The following is a 15,026-nucleotide window of genomic DNA, read 5'->3' on the forward strand; positions in this document are numbered from 1 at the left end:
GGCCCGATGAGCATCACTCCGGATTTCGCCGCGTTCGAAACGGGATACGAGGCGGGGCTCAACCAGCTTGTCTGGATCCGGCTCGCGGCCGACCTGGATACGCCCGTCTCGCTGATGCTGAAGCTCGCCGGCCCGTCGCGCGACGCGTTCATGCTCGAATCCGTGACCGGCGGCGAGGTGCGCGGGCGCTATTCGATCATCGGCATGAAGCCCGATCTCGTCTGGGAGTGCCGCGGGACGGAAAGCCGGATCAACCGCACCGCGCGCTTCGACCCCGATGCCTTCGAGGTGGAGGCTGGCGACCCTCTGGCGAACCTGCGCGCGCTCATCGCCGAAAGCCGGATCGACATGCCCGACGACCTGCCCCGCGCGGCGGCCGGGCTCTTCGGCTATCTGGGCTACGACATGATCCGCCTTGTCGAACGGCTGCCCATGGTGAACCCCGATCCGCTGGGCGTGCCCGACGCGGTGCTGCTACGCCCGTCGGTGGTGGCCGTGCTCGACGGGGTGAAGGGCGAGGTCACGGTGGTGGCGCCCGCCTGGGCGGCATCGGGCCTTTCGGCGCGGGCGGCCTATGCGCAGGCCGCCGAACGGGTGATGGACGCGGTCCGCGACCTCGAGCGCGCGCTGCCGCAGGCGAGCCGGGAGATGGGCGACGCGGGCGAGATTGCGGAGCCGGTGTCGAACTTCTCCAAGAGCGACTATCTCGCCGCGGTCGAGACGGCGAAGGACTACATCCGCGCCGGCGACATCTTCCAGGTGGTTCCCTCCCAGCGCTGGATCCAGGAGTTCCCGCTGCCGCCCTTCGCCCTCTACCGCTCGCTGCGGCGCACCAACCCCTCGCCCTTCATGTTCTACTTCGACTTCGGCGATTTCCAGGTCGTGGGGGCGAGCCCGGAAATCCTCGTGCGGGTCTTCGACCGCGAGGTGACGATCCGGCCCGTCGCCGGCACCCGCCCGCGCGGCGCCACGGCCGAGGAGGACCGCGCGCTGGCCGAAGAGCTTCTGGCCGACGAGAAGGAGCGCGCCGAGCACCTGATGCTTCTCGATCTGGGCCGCAACGACGTGGGGCGGGTGGCGAAGATCGGCACCGTGCGCCCCACCGAGCAGTACACGATCGAGCGCTATTCCCACGTCATGCATATCGTTTCGAACGTGGTGGGCGAGCTTTCGGAGGATCAGGACGCGCTTTCGGCGCTCCTTGCCGGGCTGCCGGCGGGCACGGTCTCGGGCGCGCCGAAAGTGCGCGCGATGGAGATCATCGACGAGCTCGAGCCGGAAAAGCGCGGCCTTTACGCAGGCGGCGTGGGCTATTTCTCGGCCGGCGGCGACATGGACATGTGCATCGCGCTGCGCACCGCGGTCGTGAAGGACGGCAAGCTCTACATCCAGGCCGGCGGCGGGGTCGTGCATGACAGCGACCCCGAGGCCGAATGGCAGGAGACGGTGAACAAGAGCCGCGCCATCCGCAGGGCGGCCGAGGACGCCGCGCGGTTCACCGGATCCGGGAACGCCTGAAGCCGGGCGCTGCCAAGGGCCTTCGAAGGCCCTTGCGCGCCATCCCGAACGTGGTCTCGACGGCGATGCCGGATGCACGGGCGGGGCGAGCATCGGCCCGTCTTTGTCTGGGCCGCTTCGAGGCGCCAGGCTACTCGGCGTCCTGTCCGCGCATCAGCACCTTCGACACCGGCACGAGCGTCACGTTGCGCTCCCGATCCTGAAGCCCCCAGAGCAGGAGCGCGCTGATCGTTTCCGCGCGCAGCCGTCCCAGCATGACCGAGGCGCCCTCGGTGCGTGCCCGGAAGGCCGCCTGATCGAGGTTGCGGCGGATCGCGTTGCTGTCTTCGCCCTCGGCGTCGATCTCCCGGAAGATCGTGACCGTGGGCACGCCCGCGCGCGCCGCGAGCGCCGCGCCGGTGTCGAGCCCTTGCGAGTGCAGGACCAGCCCGTGGCCGGTATCGGCGAGAATGGCGCCGATCTGCTCGGACAGGGCGCGGCTGCCTTGCAGCGTACCCGCCTCGGCCTCGAGGATGGCCACCGCTTCGGGCACCGCGCGCGCCCATGCCTGCATCGCGACTTCGGCGTCACGGGGGCCCGCGCTGTCGGGCAGCGCGCCGAGCACCGCGACCTCGATCCCCTGCGCGCGATAGCCCCGCATCGCCGCCTCCGCCCCCTCCCAGTCGGGATCGACGGCCACCGTCAGGGGAAAGGGGAAGCCCGCGAGCGCCTCCGGGCCGAACGGGCCCGGGCCGTCGTCGAGCAGAACGATCGCCATGAGCGGCCCGCCGGCGGGCGCGTCGGACGGGACGGCGAAGCGCTCGAGCGGCGCGCGCGGGGCCGGTGCCGTTTCCGTCTCCGTCTCGCGCGCATCCGCGCCGGGCAACCGGTTGATTCGCACCTCGGGCGCAAGGTCTCCGATCGTGCCCGCCTGCCGGCCGAGCCCGGCGCGACCGTCTTCGGCCGCCGTCTCTTCGTCCGTCGGCAAGGCGGGTGCCTCCGGGCCATCCGGGGCGGCGAAATCGCTGTCGCTCGCGGGGGCGTCGGGGGCGACCGGATCGGACGTCTCGGCGGGCGGCGCGGGTCGGGACGGTGCCGCCTCGGGGGCGCGCGGCGCCTCGCCGTCGGTGGCCGGCGCGGCAAGGTCGGGCGCGGGCGCGGCCTCGGGGCGCGCGCCCCCGGCCGTCTCGGCCTCTGGCGCAGGGTCGCCGCCGCTTCGGGTCGGCGCGCTGGCCGGCGCATCCGCCCGGTCCGGGGCCGCATCGCGTGCGCCCCCATCCGGCGCGGCCTCGGCAGGCGGCTCGGCTGGCGGGGCCAGCGCAGCGCGTTCCGGGGCGGCCGTCTCGGGACGCCCGGGCGCTTGCGGGGCGGCGGGCGGCGTTTCACCTTGCGGCGCGCCGGGCCCCTGCCCGGCCTGCGCGATCGCTGGCGCCGTGTCGGTCGCGGACTCGGCCTCGGGCGCGGGGCCGGGTTCCGGGGGGACGGCGATGTCGCCCGCCGGCGTGCCTGTTGCCGGCGGAGTGGCCGCTTCGCGCTCCACGCCCTCGAGCGTCGAGAGGTCGTCGGGCGCGGGCGCATCCGCGCGCGGCGCGTCCCCGTCGGGGGCGGGCGCATCCTCCGGGCCGGGCAGCGTGGCAGGTGTGTCCCCTGCGCCCCGGTCGAACCCCGATCCCGCCGGCACATCGAGCGCCCCCTCGGTTTCGGGTACCAGCCGCGGCGGGTCCGAATAGACCGAGAGCACCGCGACGCCCACCACCGAAAGCGCCGTTCCCCACAGAAATCCCGCCAGAGCTCCGCGTGCCATGGCCTTGCCTCTTCTTTGTTATCCCGCCGCGGGGTCGATCCCGTGCGGCTTGCCTGCCCCTTGACGCTTTCGCGCAAGCCTGAGCATGTATAGCCCGACACGGGGGCGCGCCTCCACCCCAAGTTTCACCGGGCCCGCTCGATGCTGCTCCTGATCGACAATTACGACAGCTTCACCTGGAACCTCGTGCATTTTCTCGGCGAGGAAGGCGCCCGCACGGTCGTGCGGCGCAACGATGCGCTGACCCCGGCCGAGGCGCTCGAGATGCGGCCGGAGGGCATCGTTCTGTCGCCGGGGCCGTGCGACCCGGACCGCGCGGGGATCTGCCTCGATCTCACCCGCGCGGCGGCCGAGGCGGGCGTGCCGCTTCTGGGTGTCTGCCTCGGGCACCAGACCATCGGGCAGGTCTTCGGCGGGCGCGTGGTGCGCGCGGGGCGGATCGTCCATGGCAAGACGGACGAGATCGCCCATGAGGGCACCGGCGTCTTCGCGGGGCTTCCCTCGCCCTTCCGGGCCACGCGCTACCACTCCCTCGCCGTCGCCGAGGAGGGGTTGCCGGACTGTCTCACCGTGACCGCTCGGGCGGGCGACGGGACGATCATGGGGCTCGCCCACCGCGAGCTGCCCGTGCATGGCGTGCAGTTCCACCCCGAGTCGATCGCCTCGGAGCACGGCCACCGGATGCTGCGGAACTTTCTCGACCTGACCCGCGTGGCCGCATGACCGAGGGGCTGAAGCCGCTCATCGGCGCCGCCGCCGATCGTGCGCTGACCTCGGAGGAGGCCGAGCGCGCCTTTCAGTGCCTTTTCAACGGGGAAGCGACCCCGTCGCAGACCGGCGGATTTCTCATGGCGCTGCGCACCCGCGGCGAGACGGTGGACGAATACGCCGCCGCCGCCCGCGTGATGCGCGCCAAGTGCCACAAGGTCGTCGCGCCGCCGGGCGCGATGGACATCGTGGGCACGGGCGGCGACGGCAAGGGCACGCTGAACATCTCGACCGCCGCGGCCTTCGTCGTGGCCGGCGCGGGCGTTCCGGTGGCCAAGCACGGCAACCGCAACCTGTCGTCGAGATCGGGCGCCGCCGACGCGCTCGCCCAGATGGGCGTGAACGTCATGGTCCACGCAGACGTGGTGGAGCGCGCGCTTGCCGAGGCGGGCATCGGCTTCATGATGGCGCCCATGCATCACCCGGCCATGGCGCATGTCGGCCCGGTGCGCGCGGAGCTCGGCACGCGGACGATCTTCAACATCCTCGGGCCGCTGACCAATCCGGCCGGGGTCGCGCGCCAGCTGACCGGCGCATTCGCCGACACGCTGCTGCGTCCGATGGCGGAAACGCTCAAGCGGCTTGGCAGCGAGCGGGCGTGGCTCGTGCACGGCGCGGACGGCACCGACGAGATCTCGATCGCGGGGCCGTCGCGTCTCGTGGCGCTCGAGGAGGACGGCGCGATCCGCGAGGCCGAGATCCACCCGGAAGATTTCGGCTTGCCCGTACACCCCTTCGACGCGATCCTGGGTGGAACCCCGGCCGAAAACGGGCAGGCGTTTCGCGCGCTTCTCGACGGGGCGCCCTCGGCCTACCGCGACGCGGTGCTCCTGAACGCGGCCGCCGCGCTGGTGGTCGCGGGCCGCGCGTCGGACGAGCGCGAGGGCGTGGCGGTCGCGCGCGAAAGCCTCGACAGCGGCGCGGCGCGCGGCAAGGTAGAGGCGCTGGCCCGGATCACTACGGAGGCGACATGACCGACACCATTCTCGACCGCATCAAGGCCTACAAGCTCGAAGAGATCGAGGCGTGCAAGGCCGCCAAGCCCATCGGCGAGGTGGAGACGGCGGCGAAGAACGCGCCACCCGTGCGCGGCTTCGCGGACGCGCTGCTGCAGGCCTCGAAACAGGGCTACGGCCTGATTGCGGAGATCAAGAAGGCGTCGCCCTCCAAGGGGCTCATCCGCGAGGATTTCGATCCCGCCGCGCTGGCGGCCGCCTATGCCGCGGGCGGGGCCGCGTGCATCTCGGTGCTGACCGACGCGCCAAGCTTCCAGGGCTCGAAGGAGGACCTCACCCTGGCGCGCGAGGCGTGCAGCCTGCCGATCCTGCGCAAGGATTTCATGTTCGACCCCTACCAGGTGGCCGAGGCGCGGGCGATCGGCGCGGACTGTATCCTGATCGTCATGGCCGCCGTCACCGACGAGGAGGCGACGGCGCTCGAAACCGAGGCCGCGCGCTGGGGCATGGACGTGCTCGTGGAAGTCCACGATGCCGAAGAGCTCGAGCGCGCCGGAAGGTTGTCCTCGCGCCTCGTCGGGATCAACAACCGGGACTTGCACAGTTTCGAGACGTCGCTCGGCGTGACGCGGAAGCTCGTGAAGCGGGTGCCCGAGGACAAGATCATCGTGTCGGAAAGCGGCCTGTCCAGTTCCGACGATCTCGCCGAACTCGCCCGCTATGGCGCGCGCTGCTTCCTCGTGGGCGAAACCCTGATGCGTGCGGACGACGTGGCCGCCGCGACGCGCGCTCTTCTGTCGAAGCCGCTCTTTGCCGGTGGAGGCATGTGATGGCAAGCCTCACCCACTTCGACGAGAGCGGGGCGGCGCAGATGGTGGACGTGTCGGGAAAACCCGCGACCGCCCGCACCGCGACCGCCGCCGCCTGGGTGAAGATGCGCGCGGAAACACTTGCGATCGTTGAAGAAGGCTCAGCGAAAAAGGGCGACGTGATCGGTGTGGCGCGGCTTGCCGGGATCATGGGCGCAAAGCGTACGGCCGAGCTGATCCCGCTCTGCCACCCGCTGCCGATCACGAAGGTCACGGTCGAGATCGAGCCCGACCGCGATCTGCCCGGGCTGCGCATCTCGGCAACGGTCAGGACGACCGGCCCGACCGGCGTCGAGATGGAGGCGTTGACCGCGGCCTCCACCGCCGCGCTCACCATCTATGACATGCTGAAGGCGGCGGAGCGCGGCATGGAGATCGGGGGCCTGCGCGTCACGCTGAAGGACGGCGGAAAATCGGGCCGGTACGAAGCGCCATGATCACCGTCGACGAGGCGCTCGCGCGCCTGTTCGCCCTCGTGGCGCCGCTGGGCGCCGAAGAGGTGCCGCTCGAACGGGCGGCGGGACGCGTGCTGGCACGGGACGCCGTCGCGGATCGGGATCAGCCGCCCTTCCCCGCCTCGGCGATGGACGGCTACGCGGTGGCGGCGGCCGAGGCGCGGCCCGGCGCGCGCTTCCGCGTTGTCGGAGAGGCGGCCGCGGGGCGGCGCTTCGCGGGCGCGCTCGGGCCCGGAGAGGCCGTCCGGATCTTCACCGGCGCGCCGATACCCGACGGGGCCGACCGCGTGGTCATCCAGGAGGACACAGCGCGGGAGGGCGAGACGGTCATGCTCCTCGACAGCCTCGGCGCGGGCCCGCATGTCCGCCCCGCCGGCGCGGATTTCCGCATTGGCGACCGTCTCGCCGCGCCGCGCCGGCTGTCGCCCGCCGACGCGGCGCTTCTCGCGGCGATGAACCTGCCGCGGGTGACCGTGGCGCGCCGGCCCGAGGTGGCGATCCTCGCCACCGGCGACGAGTTGGTGCTGCCCGGCGAGCGCCCGGGCCCCGACCAGATCATCGCCTCGAACAACTACGCGCTGAAGGCCCTGCTGGAGGCGCTTGGCGCGGAGGCGCGGCTTCTGCCCGTCGCGCGTGACACCACGGCGTCCCTGCGCGCCGGCTTCGAGCTGGCCCAAGGCGCGGATCTCGTGCTGACCGTCGGCGGCGCCTCGGTGGGCGACCACGACCTCGTGGGGCCCGTGGCCGCCGACCTCGGCATGGAGCAGGCGTTCTACAAGGTGGCCATGCGGCCGGGAAAGCCGCTCATGGCGGGCAGGCTGGGCGATGCCACGATGATCGGGCTGCCCGGCAACCCGGTCTCGGCCATCGTCTGCGGCCACGTCTTCGTGGCCCCGGTGATCCGCAAGATGCTGGGCCTCGGCGAAGCCTCCGCGCCGCGCCGGCAGGCCCCGCTTGCCCGGGCGGTGGCGGCCAACGGCCCGCGCGAGCATTACATGCGCGCACGCCGCACGGATGCGGGGCTCTGCCCCTTCGACAGCCAGGACAGCGCGCTTCTGTCGGTGCTGGCGGAGGCGGACGCGCTTCTCGTCCGCCCCGCGTCCGACGGGCCCCGCGCCGCGGGCGAGATCGTGGACTTCATCCCGCTTTCCTGAAGCAGCGTGGCCGCAACGCGACAGGTCTGATGTGGATAAGCTTGACACAAAACGGGAACATGCGTAGAACATCGGCAACCTGCACCGGGACGGAGGGCGCCCAATGCTCACGCGCAAGCAAATGGATCTGCTGGACTTCATCCACACGCGCCTGCAGCGCGACGGCGTACCGCCGAGTTTCGACGAGATGAAGGAGGCGCTGGACCTGCGGTCGAAATCCGGGATCCACAGGCTGATCACCGCACTGGAAGAGCGCGGCTTCATCCGCCGTCTCGCCCATCGCGCCCGCGCCATCGAGATCCTGCGCTTGCCCGACCAGCTGGCCCGGCGCGGCGGTGCCTCTGGCTTTGTGCCGCGCGTGATCGAGGGCGACCGCGGCGAGGCGCCGCCCCGCCCGGCCGCGGCGCGCGACGTGGAGAGCGCCGAGGCGATGGAGCTTCCGCTTCTGGGCCGCATCGCCGCGGGCACCCCGATCGAGGCCATCGCCGACGAGACGCCCCAGATCGCCGTGCCGGGCGCGATGCTCTCGGGCAAGGGCCGGCATTACGCGCTCGAAGTGAAGGGCGACTCGATGATCGAGGCCGGCATCAACGACGGCGACGTGGTCATCATCCGCGAAACCGGGGAGGCGCAGAACGGCGACATCGTCGTCGCGCAGGTCGAGGGCTACGAGGCCACGCTCAAGCGGTTCAAGCGGAAGGGCGACATGATCCTGCTGGAAGCCGCGAACGCCGCCTACGAAACCCGCGTGCTTCCCGAGGGCAGCGTGAAGGTCCAGGGCCGGCTGGTGGGGCTGATCCGCACCTACTGAGCCTGCGCCGCGGCAAGCCGAGCGGGCACCTCCGCCACGGTCGCGGGCGTCCAGAGCCTGCGGCCCTCCCGCAGGGTCGCGCTTTCGACGCGGTGGCCGCCGGGATCGGGCCAGATCGCAAGGCTGCCCGCCCCTTCGAGGCGCCGCGCGTCCAGCAGCAGGCAAGGCTGCGCGGGCCCGTCATAACGCTCCGTCATCACCACGATCTCGCCGGGCGCGCAGCCCTCGAAATTCGCCGCGCGGCGCTTGCCCCAGACATGGCGCACCGGTCCCGCCTCGGGCCAGCGCGCCACGGCCTCTGCCCGCGTGGCGCCGTCGCCATCGTTCTCCAGCCAGACCGAGGCGGGAAACCCCGCGCCCCGCTCCTTGCTGAGCGCCCGGCCGTCCGCGGTCATCACGCCGACGAGCGCGCCTTCGTCCGCCACCAGCACCGGGGGCCGCGCCGTTCCGGTCCAGAGCGCAAGCGCGACGAGGGCAGGAACGAGGCCCGCCCACCGGCCATGGCCCCTCCAAAGCGCGACGAATGCCCCGCCGAGCGCCAGCAGAGGCAACACCGTGACGGGCGGCGCGGGCACATGGCCGACGGCGTTCGGCATGCCCGCGGCCCTGTGCGCCACGCCAAGGATCCAGTCGAGCCCGAGCCCCATCGCCCAGAGCGGCGCGGCCTCGCCGCCGAGCGGCATGAGCAGGATCGCCACCACGCCCGCCGGGATGACGAGCAGCCCCATCAGGGGCACGGCGAGCAGGTTGGCGGGCAAGCCGAAATGCGACAGCTGGTTGAAGTGCGCCGCGCCGATGGGGGCCGTCGCCGCCCCCGCCACCGAGGAGGAAATCACCACGGCCAGGACCGGCGCCAGCCACCGCGGCGGGCGCGGCCCCTTGCGCTCGCGCAGCGCCGCGAACACCGCCACGAGCGCGGTCGTGGCGGCGAAGGACATCTGGAACCCGGGGCCCATCAGCGCCTCGGGCCGAAGCACGAGCACGATGAGGGCCGCCAGCGCCACGGCGCGAAGCGAAATCGCGCGACGGTCGAGCATCACCGCAAGAAGCGCCACCGCCGCCATCACGAAGGCGCGCTCGGTGGCGATGTTTCCGCCCGAAAGCGCAAGATAGCCCGCGGCGGCCAGGAGCGCGCCGCCGGCCGCGAGTTTCTTCGCCGGCAGCCGCACGCCCGCCCGCGGCAGTGCGAGGATGCCGAGGCGCAGCGCCGCAAAGACGAAGCCCGCGAGAAGCCCCATGTGCAGCCCCGAAATGGCCAGAAGATGCGCGAGGTTTGACTCGCGCAGGGCGCGAAGCGTGTCCTGCCCGATGCCCGAACGGTCCCCGCTGAGCACGGCCGCGGCGAAGCCCCCCGCCTCGCCCGGCAGCGCGTCCTGCACCCGGGCCGAGAGCGCCATTCGCGCGCGCGCCACCGCGGCCGCCATCTCGGCCGAAGGCGGCGCGAGGACGAGGACCGGCGTGCGCGTGTAGCCCACCGCGCCAAGCCCCTGGAACCAGGCATGGCGCCGGAAGTCGAAGCCGCCGGGCTCGACCGGGCCTTGCGGTGGAGAGAGAAACGCGGTGAGGATCACCCGCGTGCCCGGCACCGGATCGAGAAACCCCTGTGCGCCATGGAGCGCGACGCGCACCTTCGCGGGCGTTTCGCCCGGTGCCATGCGTTCCAGCCTCACCTCGTCAAGGGTCAGGCGCAGCGCGTCCGAAGCGGAGCGGTCGATCGCGCGCACCCGCCCCTCCACCGAGCCGTAGTAGCGAAACTCGAGCACCGGGGCGGCCACGACGTGGGCGCGCGCGCCCGCCACCGCGAAGCCCGCCGCGACAAGCGCGACCGCCCAGAGCGCGGGCGCCACGTGCCAGCCCGCGCGCAGGGCCGCCGCGCCCAGACCGATCGCCGCCACGCCCGCAAGCCCCAGCGTCTGCGCCGAGGGTTCTGCCGGCAAGGCGAAATAGAGGCCGATCCCCAGCGCGAAAAGGACCGCCGACCAGGGAAAGAGATGCCCGCGCTGCATCAGGAAGGCCCGGGCGAGCGCGCCTTCGTTCCACATGTTCCACCGTCCCCGCCGGCCCGTCCGGCGCGCGTCACAATGCGCCGCCATGGTTAGCAAGGGGTTAAGGCCCGGCCGCCGCCCGCGCGGCTTGTCCTGCGGCCCCGGCATCGCTAGATAGGCGCGGGGCGCGCGCGTGGCGACACGCTGGCCCCGGAACGAACCGCACCCCGAGAGAGAGCGCCGAATGACAGACCAGGTGGTCACCCGCTTTGCCCCCTCGCCCACCGGGTATCTGCATATCGGGGGCGCGCGCACGGCGCTTTTCAACTGGCTCTTCGCGCGGGGCCGGTCGGGGCGCTTCCTGTTGCGGATCGAGGATACGGACCGCGCGCGCTCGACGCGCGAGGCGACGCAGGCCATCCTCGACGGGCTCGACTGGCTCGGGCTCGACCATGACGGCGAGGCGGTGAGTCAGGCGGCCGGCGCCGACCGTCACGCCGAGGTGGCCCGCCGGATGCTGGCGGACGGCACCGCCTACAAGTGCTTCGCCACGCCGGAAGAAATCGACGCGTTCCGCGAGGCGGCGCGTGCTGAGGGCCGCTCCACCCTCTACCGCAGCCCGTGGCGCGATGCGGACCCGGCCACGCACCCCGCGGACGCGCCCTTCGTCATCCGCCTGAAGGCGCCGCGCGAGGGAACGACCGTGATCGCGGACGTGGTGCAGGGCGATGTCACGATCCGGAACGACCAGCTCGACGACATGGTGCTTCTGCGCTCGGACGGAACGCCCGTCTACATGCTGGCCGTGGTGGTGGACGATCACGACATGGGCGTGACCCACGTGATCCGCGGCGACGATCACCTCAACAACGCCGCGCGTCAGATGCAGATCTACCGGGCGATGGGCTGGGACGTGCCGGTCTGGGCGCATATCCCGCTGATCCACGGACCGGACGGCAAGAAGCTGTCGAAGCGCCACGGCGCGGTGTCGCTCACCGAGTACCGCGACATGGGATATCCGGCGCAGGCGATGCGGAATTATCTCGCCCGCCTCGGCTGGAGCCACGGCGATCAGGAGGTGTTCACCGACGAGGAGCTTCGGCGCCTGTTCTCGCTCGAGGGCATCAACAAGGCGCCCGCGCGGCTCGACATGAAGAAGCTCGACAGCATCAGCGGCCGCCACATCGCGGCGATGGAGGATGCTGCGCTGCTGCATGACCTGGAAGCTTTCCTGGCCGCGACGGGGCGTCCGCCGCTCGGCACCGAGAAGCGCGCGCGCCTCCTCGCGGCGATGCCGCACCTCAAAGAGCGCGCAAAGACCTTTCCGGAACTCCTTGAAAAGGCGCATTTCGCCCTCGCCGACCGCCCCGTGGAGCCGGACGAGAAGGCCGGACGGGCGCTCGACAATGTATCCCGTGGCATACTGGGAGAATTGACGCCGCAGGTGCAAAGTGCTAGCTGGTCGCGCGACGCGCTGGAAGATGTCGCGACCCGCTTCGCAGAGGAAAAGGGCATGAAATTCGGCCAGCTCGCAGCGCCTCTCCGCGCTGCGCTGGCAGGACGCGCAGCGACACCCAGCGTCTTCGACATGATGCTGGTTCTCGGTCGCGCGGAAACCGTGGCGCGACTGGCCGACGCCGCCCGCGCCGGGGAAGAGTGAGACGGGGCGCGCCCGGGGCCTCATGCCTCGCGCGCGCAGCGGCCGGTCCAGCCGGCCCCGGTCGCCAACCGCAATGCGCCCGCGTCCCGGGCGCCGGAGACGAGGGAACCGAGATGCCTGAGAGCACGAAGACGGCACAGCTCACCATCGACGGCCAGAGCTACGACCTGCCCATGTTCAGCCCGACGGCGGGGCCCGACGTCGTGGACATCCGCAAGCTCTACAGCCAGGCGGGCGTGTTCACCTACGACCCCGGCTTCACCTCCACGGCCTCCTGCGACAGCACGATCACCTACATCGACGGCGGCAAGGGCGAGCTGCTCCATCGCGGCTATCCCATCGACCAGCTCGCCGAGAAGTCGCACTACCTCGAGGTCTGCTACCTGCTGCTTTACGGGGAACTGCCCGACGCGGCGCAACTCGAGGATTTCGAGAGCCGCGTGACCAACCACACGATGCTGCACGAGCAGATGCAGAACTTCTTCCGCGGCTTCCGGCGCGACGCGCATCCGATGGCGATCATGGTGGGCGTGGTCGGCGCGATGTCGGCCTTCTACCACGACAGCACCGACATCTCGGATCCCTGGCAGCGCGAGGTGGCCTCCATCCGGCTCATCGCCAAGATGCCCACCATCGCGGCCTGGGCCTTCAAGTATTCCGTCGGCCAGCCCTTCGTCTATCCGCGGAACGATCAGGACTACGCCTCGAACTTCCTGCGGATGTGCTTTGCCGTGCCGGCCGAGGATTACGTGGTGAACCCGATCCTCAGCCGCGCGATGGACCGGATCTTCACGCTGCACGCCGATCACGAGCAGAACGCCTCCACCTCCACGGTGCGGCTTGCCTCCTCGTCGGGGGCCAACCCCTTCGCCTGCATCGCGGCCGGCATCGCCTGTCTCTGGGGGCCGGCCCATGGCGGCGCCAACCAGGCTTGCCTCGAGATGCTCAAGGAGATCGGGGAGGTCGAGCAGATCCCGGAATACATCGAGCGCGCCAAGGACAAGGACGACCCGTTCCGCCTGATGGGCTTCGGCCACCGGGTCTACAAGAACTTCGACCCCCGCGCGAAGGTGATGAAGCAGTCGGCCGACGAGGTGCTCGAACTTCTCGGCGTGGGCGACAACAAGGTCCTCCAGGTCGCCAAGGAGCTGGAGCGCATCGCCCTCTCGGACGACTATTTCCGCGACAAGAAGCTCTTTCCGAACGTCGATTTCTATTCCGGCATCATCCTCGAGGCGATGGGCTTTCCCACCTCCATGTTCACGCCGATCTTCGCCGTCTCCCGCACCGTGGGCTGGATCAGCCAGTGGAAGGAAATGATCGCCGATCCGCAAATGAAGATCGGCCGCCCGCGGCAGCTTTACCTCGGCGCGACGAAGCGCGATTATGTGGACATAGAGGACCGCTGAGACCCGCGCCGGCGACGCGCGGCACCGGCACCACTGTCGAAGAAAGGGCGCGGCGGCCACGTCCGCGCCCTTTGCCGTTCGTGCCGCTGCGCTTTGCCGCAGCGGTCGCAGGCTGCGGAGCGCGCCAAGTCTCCTATCTTTTCTGTCAGGAACATGATGACAGGAGAAAGAGATGGAACAGCCCCGCCGCATCGACACGCAAGGCGCCGAATTCGTGCCCGTGCATGTGGCGCCCCGCGACGTTCACGATCGCGTCGCGCTGCGCGTGGTCAAGGCGATGCGCTTCTTCGCCGATCGTTTCTTCGCAAGCCGTTACGGCCACCGCGCCGTGGTGCTGGAAACCGTCGCCGCCGTTCCCGGCATGGTCGGCGGGCTCTTGCAGCACCTCAAGGCGATCCGCCACATCCGCGACGACCAGGGTTGGATCCGCGAATTGCTGGACGAGGCGGAAAACGAGCGGATGCACCTGATGACCTTCATCAAGATCGCGCAGCCCACGCGCGTCGAACGGGGCCTGATCCTCTTCGGGCAGGCGTTGTTCTACAACTTCTACTTCTGGCTCTACCTGTTCGCGCCGCGCACCGCGCATCGCGTCGTCGGCTATCTGGAGGAAGAAGCCGTGGTAAGCTACACGAACTACCTGGGAGAGATCGACGCGGGCCGCGCGGACAACCCGCCGGCGCCCGCGATCGCGATCGAGTACTGGGACCTGCCGCCAGACGCGCGGCTGCGCGATGTCGTGATCGCGGTGCGCGCCGACGAGGCGCATCACCGCGACACCAATCACGGCTTCGCCGACGCCTACGCCAGCGGCACGGGCAACTGAACGGCTTCAGCGCCCCTCGAAGGTCGCGGGGCGCTTCTCGAGGAAGGCAAGAACGCCTTCCTTGAAATCCCGGCTCTTGCCGCATTCGCCCTGCAAGCGCGCCTCCAGCAGAAGCTGATCGTCCAGCGTGGCCTCGAAGGCGCCGCGGATCGCCTGGCGCACCGCGTTGAACGCCTGCGTCGGACCCTTGGCAAGGTGCTCGGCGCGTCCGCGCCAGCCCTCCTCGAAGGCGTCGTCGGCCACGGCCTCCCAGATCATGCCCCACGCATCGGCCTGGCGGGCCGGAATGCGCTCGGCGAAGAGGGCGGCGCCCATGGCCTTGGCCAGCCCCATTTGCCGCGGCAGAATCCAGGTGCCCCCCGCGTCGGGAATCAGCCCGATCCGCGTGAAGGCCTGAACGAAATACGCGCTCTCGGCGGCGATCACCACGTCGGCCGACAAGGCAAGGTTCGCGCCGGCCCCGGCGGCGGGACCGTTCACCGCGCTCAGCACCGGGACAGGGCAGTCATAGATCGCGCGCAGCATGGGCACATACTCGTCCCGCAGCACGCGTTCCAGATCCATCTCGTCGGCGTTGGCCCGGTCGCCGAGATCCTGCCCCGAACAAAAGGCGCGCCCCGCGCCGGTCAGCACGACGACGCGCGCCTGCGTCCCGGCCGTGCTGACCGCGTCCGCGATCTCTGCCCGCATCTGGGTGTTGAGCGCGTTCATCTTGTCGGGCCGGTTCAGCGTGACGACCGCTGTCTCGTCCACGATCTCGAGCGTGATGGTCTGGTAATCCATGTCCCCTCCTCCGATGCGTCTTTGCCGCGTTCTACCGGACAGGACGACG

The 15,026-nt window shown here is 70.9% G+C and carries 13 protein-coding genes; 10 read left to right on the plus strand and 3 right to left on the minus strand.

The features are described 5' to 3' along the window. Nucleotides 1–6 precede the first annotated feature (6 nt). Nucleotides 7–1,518: an anthranilate synthase component I gene (trpE, locus tag AB6A69_RS06875; protein ID WP_371060212.1), complete on the plus strand. Its 1,512-nt coding sequence runs from the start codon at nt 7–9 to the stop codon at nt 1,516–1,518. A gap of 130 nt (nt 1,519–1,648) precedes the next feature. Here the strand turns inward: trpE and AB6A69_RS06880 are convergent, their stop codons facing one another. Beyond that, entirely contained in the window at nt 1,649–3,301 is a 1,653-nt protein-coding gene (locus AB6A69_RS06880) for a divergent polysaccharide deacetylase family protein (RefSeq protein WP_371060213.1), read from the minus strand. 141 nt (nt 3,302–3,442) lie between these two features. On the opposite strand from AB6A69_RS06880, the gene AB6A69_RS06885 reads away from it, so the two are divergent. The 6 genes from AB6A69_RS06885 to lexA all read left to right on the plus strand — a co-directional run bounded on the left by AB6A69_RS06885 (nt 3,443) and on the right by lexA (nt 8,314). Then, nucleotides 3,443–4,024, plus strand: coding sequence for an aminodeoxychorismate/anthranilate synthase component II (locus tag AB6A69_RS06885; protein WP_371060214.1), 582 nt, complete (start codon nt 3,443–3,445; stop codon nt 4,022–4,024). Then, nucleotides 4,021–5,043, plus strand: coding sequence for an anthranilate phosphoribosyltransferase (trpD, locus tag AB6A69_RS06890; RefSeq protein ID WP_371060215.1), 1,023 nt, complete (start codon nt 4,021–4,023; stop codon nt 5,041–5,043). Before AB6A69_RS06885 ends, trpD begins: the two co-directional genes overlap by 4 nt. Further along, entirely contained in the window at nt 5,040–5,855 is an 816-nt protein-coding gene (gene trpC, locus AB6A69_RS06895; protein ID WP_371038362.1) for an indole-3-glycerol phosphate synthase TrpC, read from the plus strand. The genes trpD and trpC overlap by 4 nt, the downstream gene beginning before the upstream one ends. Next, nucleotides 5,855–6,331 (plus strand): cyclic pyranopterin monophosphate synthase MoaC, encoded by a 477-nt coding sequence (gene moaC, locus AB6A69_RS06900; protein ID WP_371060216.1) that lies wholly within the window; start codon nt 5,855–5,857, stop codon nt 6,329–6,331. Before trpC ends, moaC begins: the two co-directional genes overlap by 1 nt. Further along, nucleotides 6,328–7,503 carry a gephyrin-like molybdotransferase Glp gene (glp, locus tag AB6A69_RS06905; protein WP_371060217.1) on the plus strand — a complete coding sequence of 392 codons (1,176 nt, stop codon included), beginning with the start codon at nt 6,328–6,330 and terminating at the stop codon, nt 7,501–7,503. The genes moaC and glp overlap by 4 nt, the downstream gene beginning before the upstream one ends. 103 nt (nt 7,504–7,606) lie before the next feature. Continuing rightward, nucleotides 7,607–8,314 carry a transcriptional repressor LexA gene (lexA, locus tag AB6A69_RS06910; RefSeq protein WP_371038359.1) on the plus strand — a complete coding sequence of 236 codons (708 nt, stop codon included), beginning with the start codon at nt 7,607–7,609 and terminating at the stop codon, nt 8,312–8,314. Here the strand turns inward: lexA and AB6A69_RS06915 are convergent. After that, a complete protein-coding gene (locus AB6A69_RS06915) occupies nt 8,308–10,356 on the minus strand; it encodes a ComEC/Rec2 family competence protein (protein ID WP_371060218.1) in 2,049 nt (682 codons plus the stop codon). The genes lexA and AB6A69_RS06915 overlap by 7 nt on opposite strands. A gap of 187 nt (nt 10,357–10,543) precedes the next feature. Here AB6A69_RS06915 and gltX point away from each other — a divergent pair, with 187 nt between their 5' ends. From gltX to AB6A69_RS06930, 3 genes are all read left to right on the plus strand, one after another. Then, nucleotides 10,544–11,959, plus strand: coding sequence for a glutamate--tRNA ligase (gltX, locus tag AB6A69_RS06920; protein WP_371060219.1), 1,416 nt, complete (start codon nt 10,544–10,546; stop codon nt 11,957–11,959). Nucleotides 11,960–12,072: 113 nt separating this feature from the next. After that, entirely contained in the window at nt 12,073–13,368 is a 1,296-nt protein-coding gene (gene gltA / locus AB6A69_RS06925; RefSeq protein ID WP_371038356.1) for a citrate synthase, read from the plus strand. Between the two features lie 172 nt (nt 13,369–13,540). Then, nucleotides 13,541–14,194: an alternative oxidase gene (locus AB6A69_RS06930; RefSeq protein ID WP_371060220.1), complete on the plus strand. Its 654-nt coding sequence runs from the start codon at nt 13,541–13,543 to the stop codon at nt 14,192–14,194. A 6-nt stretch (nt 14,195–14,200) separates the two neighbouring features. Here AB6A69_RS06930 and AB6A69_RS06935 read toward each other — a convergent pair whose 3' ends face one another. Then, on the minus strand, nt 14,201–14,977 hold the full coding sequence (locus AB6A69_RS06935) for an enoyl-CoA hydratase-related protein (protein WP_371060221.1): 777 nt from the start codon (nt 14,975–14,977) through the stop codon (nt 14,201–14,203). Between the last annotated feature and the right edge of the window lie 49 nt (nt 14,978–15,026).

This window comes from Rhodosalinus sp. 5P4, assembly GCF_041365695.1.
Lineage (GTDB): Bacteria > Pseudomonadota > Alphaproteobacteria > Rhodobacterales > Rhodobacteraceae > Rhodosalinus.